Origin of the sequence: Streptomyces neyagawaensis, assembly GCF_023516595.1 — a bacterium.
Classification (GTDB): Bacteria; Actinomycetota; Actinomycetes; order Streptomycetales; family Streptomycetaceae; genus Streptomyces; species Streptomyces neyagawaensis.
The window spans coordinates 1-4,156 of the sequence record NZ_JAMGBG010000234.1 but is presented as its reverse complement, the minus strand read 5'-3'; the positions used below and the strand labels follow the sequence as shown (position 1 = coordinate 4,156).

The following is a 4,156-nucleotide window of genomic DNA, read 5'->3' as shown; positions in this document are numbered from 1 at the left end:
CTCGCGGGCCAGTCGGCGATGCAGCATCAGCGTGCCGTTGACCTGTTCCACGATCCACCTCTTCGGTTGCGGGACGAAACCTTTGCCCTGGTCGGCCGGATTGCGGCGGACGACTTCGACGCCGATGTCCAGCAGGGCACCGTGGATGAGGACCTCGTCCTTGCCCAGGGCGAGGGAGTCCGTGAGATCGCGCGTCGGCTGAGTAGGTCGCCGTCGACCATCTCCCGGGAGTTGCGGCGCAATGCTGCGACGCGCAATGGCCAGTTGGGCTACCGGGCCTCGATCGTGCAGTGGAAGGCGGAGCTGGCTGCACGGCGTCCGAAGACGCCGAAGCTGGTGGCGAACTCGCATCTGCACGAGTATGTGCAGGACCGGCTGGCCGGACAGATCCAGCTTCCGGACGGGACCCCGGTGGCGGGGCCGCAGACGTCGCGGTGGAAGGGCCGGAACAGGCCCCCGACGGCAGGACCGTCGGTGGGCGACGTCGTGGAGCCCGCAGCAGATCTCGCACCGGCTGCGGGTCGGCTTCCCTGATGATGAGTCCATGCGCATCTCGCACGAGGCGATCTACCAGGCTCTCTACATCCAAGGGCACGGGGCCCTCAAGCGCGAGCTGGTCGCCTGCCTGCGTACTGGGCGTGCGCTGCGGGTCCCGCGAGCACGCTCCCGGCGGCGTGCCAACGGTCACGTCACATCCGACGTGATGATCAGCGAGCGGCCTGCCGAGGCCGAGGACCGCGCCGTCCCGGGCCACCAGCATGCCCGACTCCGCATCGACACCGGGCTTGAGGTCTACTTCGCCGACCCGCACAGCCCCTGGCAGCGGGGCACGAACGAGAACACGAACGGGTTGTTGCGCCAGTACTTTCCCAAAGGAACGGACCTGTCGCGATGGGGCGCTGATGAGTCAGGCCGTGGCTCTCGCTCTCAACAACAGGCCCCGGAAAACCCTCGGTTGGAGGACACCGGCCGAGGCCCTGAACGAGCATCTTCTATCGGCCCAGGAAGCCGGTGTTGCGACGACCGGTTGAGTCCGAGGAATACACCTCGACCCAATTCAGCGGCCGGATAAGGGAGTCACGTCCAGGTGGACGTGGAGCGCGCCGACCTCCTTGGCCAGGGCCTCCGCCTGGTCGTCCAGGACGTCGGCCACGACGACCTCGGCCCCCCTCCGCCCGTAACAACCGGGCCTCCTGCTCCCCCTGACCGCGTCCGGCGCCGGTGACGAGGACTACACGTCCGTTGAGCTTGCCCATGTGGACTCCCTTCGCGGTGTGCTGGCCGCGTCAGGGTAACGCCGTACCTGACGTAACGTCAGATATCGGTCCTCCAAAGGACGTTGTCCGGGTCCCGGCCCCCCCGATGAGAACCAGCGGAGAGCCAACGCGGGGGCCCTCGGTGAGGACCCCCGCAGGGACCGGCTGCGCTCACCGCGCAGGCCGCGAGGGCGGGTCACCGCCCTCGCGTGACCACACCCGAGTCACGACCTCGCGTCATCGCACTCGCACTTGAGGCCGTCGAAGGGAAGGAAGGGGAAGGAGCGGATCTCCGAATGTCCGGCGGCCACCGGTGGTCCGCTCAGGCGCAGTCCGCGTCCGTGACGGGACGGTCCTTCGCGCGGACCGCGCCGGCGGGGAACCCGTTCTTGTCCAGGGCGTCGGCCGTCGCGGATATCGTGTAACCGGAGGAGGTAATACTGTTATTGCCGTTGCCCCGCCAGCCGTTCTCGTCCTTGACCTCGTCCGGGGTGATGGTCTGGAACCGGTCCAGGATGGCGACCGGAGTGGTGGTGACGGTACGCAGCGTCGGCACCCTCTCCAGGAAGCCCACGGTGCGCGGCGGTACGTCGATCTTGTCCGTCTTGCTCTTGCTGACCTCCTGACCGAAGGACCATTCGGTGGTCACCTGGGCGCTGCCGCCGAGCGAGAACACGTCCTTGACGATGCTGAAGTTGAGGTCGACGCTGGCCCCGACGCTGGTTGAGACGCTGCTGCTGCTCGTCAGGCTGTGGGTGACCTCCTGACCGGCCTGGACCGAGTTGCCGCAGTTGATGATCAGGTCGGAGGTGTCGGTGGGGGGTGCGTTCACCGAGTCCTTCACGCTGGTCACGGGGTACAGGCAGGTCGCGGAGATACTGACGATCGGGGGCGTGCCCGGGGCCGTCGGGTCGGGCCGGCCGACACCGTTCGACGGGTCCTTCTCCAGGGTGCCGGTTGCCGGGTCCATGAAGAAGTGAACGAAGTCCTTGAGCGGCTCGCTCGAGGTCGGCCCCGGACACAGGGTCGCCATCAGCTTGTCGGTGTCGAAGCTCTCGGCACCCTTGAGCTCGAACGGCGTGTCCGACGTGGACTCGAGGGCCGCCATCGCCGCGGGAACGGCGATCACACCACCCGCGATAGCGAGCACCGAGCCAAGACCGATGGCGAGGGTCCTGGAACGCTTCTTGTTGCGAGCATGTCCTTTGGGCATGAGTTTGCCCTCCTTGGGAGTCGAGCCGGACGCGGGGAGCTTGTTCTTTCCCATTCTCGCAGAGGGTTCGGGCGTACCGACAGGGTCAAATATCCCTGTCCAAGAATTCACTCGGAAGATTCTCGACAAGAAGGCCGCAAACGGCACTTACAACCCAGCTGACCAGTGACTTCACCCTCAAGCACCCCAACTGAAAAGACAGTCGGAGAATCCCTGAACGAACGCCGAGAAAGCCTCTCGCAGGCGCGCGGAGGCTTTTCTGCGACAGCACGTTTCCGTCCTGTCCGTCCCACCGATTCCGGTATGAATTCTCGCGTCGATTCCTCCGTACAGTTCCGCGGAATCGTTCCGTCGGCGACGCGCGGAGGCGCCGCCGACGCGCGAGCCCACCCCCTCGCGTCCGGCCCCGCCCTGGAACACCTCCACCACGGTCTCCGCGTCCCGCCGGGGACTGACCGACGGTCACCAAAACTTTCACGGCTCCCATGGCCCGCAGCAGTACCGGAAACTCGGTCGACGGCTGGTCGCACCGCAGGAGGACGGCATCGGCGAGGCCCTTCTCCCGCAGCTCGCCGTAGGGCGGCAGCACGCGTAACGCCCGCCCCGCGTGCGGGTCGTCGGGCGGTGGCCACTGCTCGTGCGGCCATTCGCCCTCGGCGCAGGCCGGGGCGACGGACAGCCTGGTCGAAATGTCGCCGAGGAGCCGGGAAGCGTGCACCGTACATGTCCTTTCGCCGCGACCGTGACCTCCGTACTCGCATACGTACGTGTCCCAGCGTGGACTCGTTCAAAGATTCAAGGAGGTCCAGGCCACACCGCCGAACAGGTCACCATTCGCCCCGGTTACAGCAACAGGCCCACCTCCTCCCCGAACGCCCTCATCTGGTCGGTGAGTTCAGTGAGACCGCGGCTGCGGAACCGCACCTGGATCTGGTCCACCCCCATCGCCGCGTACTCCCGCAGCGACTCGGCGCAAGCTGACGGCGAGCCCGTCAGCGTGCGCCGAGTCGCTGCGCTCAGCATGCGCTGGTAGCGGCTGTCGCTGGCTACCGGCTGGGCCCGGGGGCCGGTGGCGACGCGCGGAGGCGCCCGCGGACGCGCGAGCCCACCCCCTCGCGTCCGAGCCCCCGAAGCGCGCCCGTACGCCTGCCCCGCCCTCTTCTCTCTTCTCCAGACGTGGCGGGCGTAGGGAGCACTGAGGGGGTTGCCTGACCCCACACACGCCCGTACGGACGAGGTGACCTGTGGAAACGCCAACAATGCGTTGGGCAGGGTGGCAGATGCCGCGCCAGATAGCGCGCCACTTGAACCACACAATGCGCTGACCAGCGGGGAGGTCTGCGCCTAGTGCTGTGACCGCATAGGTTCACCGGGTTGGTGGTCGTGGCGGTTGGATGTGCGGTGACGTCCGATCCGACCGCTGGAGGTGCAGTGGCCGAGCCTGTCCGTGTGCGCAGACTGACCGACCAGGAGGGGGGCCTTGGCCCTTGATCCTGGACACACGAGACACTGGCTCCTGAGGATCTGAGTGGACGTCAAGTCCGTTTCTGGTAGCGGCCTCGTCCGGGTTGGGTGAGGAAGCCTTGGCGGGTGAGGCGTCCGAGGCGGCTGCGGGTGATGTTGACGGATGCCTCGTCGGTGGGCATGCCGAGGAGTTCGTGCAGCTCACGGGCTCGGAACTCTTGAT

General features: G+C 67.1%; 1 protein-coding gene and 4 pseudogenes. 1 reads left to right on the top strand and 4 read right to left on the bottom strand.

Features of this window, described 5'->3' with window-relative positions:
- Window positions 1-162, bottom strand: a pseudogene (locus M8J73_RS44420) (IS5/IS1182 family transposase); the annotation flags it as partial.
- On the opposite strand from M8J73_RS44420, the pseudogene M8J73_RS44415 reads away from it, so the two are divergent.
- Window positions 154-1,031 (top strand): annotated as a pseudogene (locus tag M8J73_RS44415) (IS30 family transposase); the annotation flags it as partial. The pseudogenes M8J73_RS44420 and M8J73_RS44415 sit on opposite strands and share 9 nt — an antisense overlap.
- A 47-nt stretch (window positions 1,032-1,078) precedes the next feature.
- Here the strand turns inward: M8J73_RS44415 and M8J73_RS44410 are convergent.
- The 3 genes and pseudogenes from M8J73_RS44410 to M8J73_RS44400 all read right to left on the bottom strand — a co-directional run.
- Window positions 1,079-1,256 (bottom strand): annotated as a pseudogene (locus tag M8J73_RS44410) (SDR family NAD(P)-dependent oxidoreductase); the annotation flags it as partial.
- 322 nt (window positions 1,257-1,578) lie between these two features.
- Window positions 1,579-2,469, bottom strand: a complete 891-nt coding sequence (locus M8J73_RS44405; RefSeq protein ID WP_055540758.1) for a hypothetical protein — start codon at window positions 2,467-2,469, stop codon at window positions 1,579-1,581.
- 843 nt (window positions 2,470-3,312) lie between these two features.
- Window positions 3,313-3,474, bottom strand: a pseudogene (locus M8J73_RS44400) (LLM class F420-dependent oxidoreductase); the annotation flags it as partial.
- Window positions 3,475-4,156 lie beyond the last annotated feature (682 nt).

What these genes read in the sequence shown, in the direction of transcription:
- M8J73_RS44405 (WP_055540758.1), bottom strand. Translation starts at nt 2,469, where the DNA reads ATGCCCAAAGGACATGCTCGCAACAAGAAGCGTTCCAGGACCCTCGCC.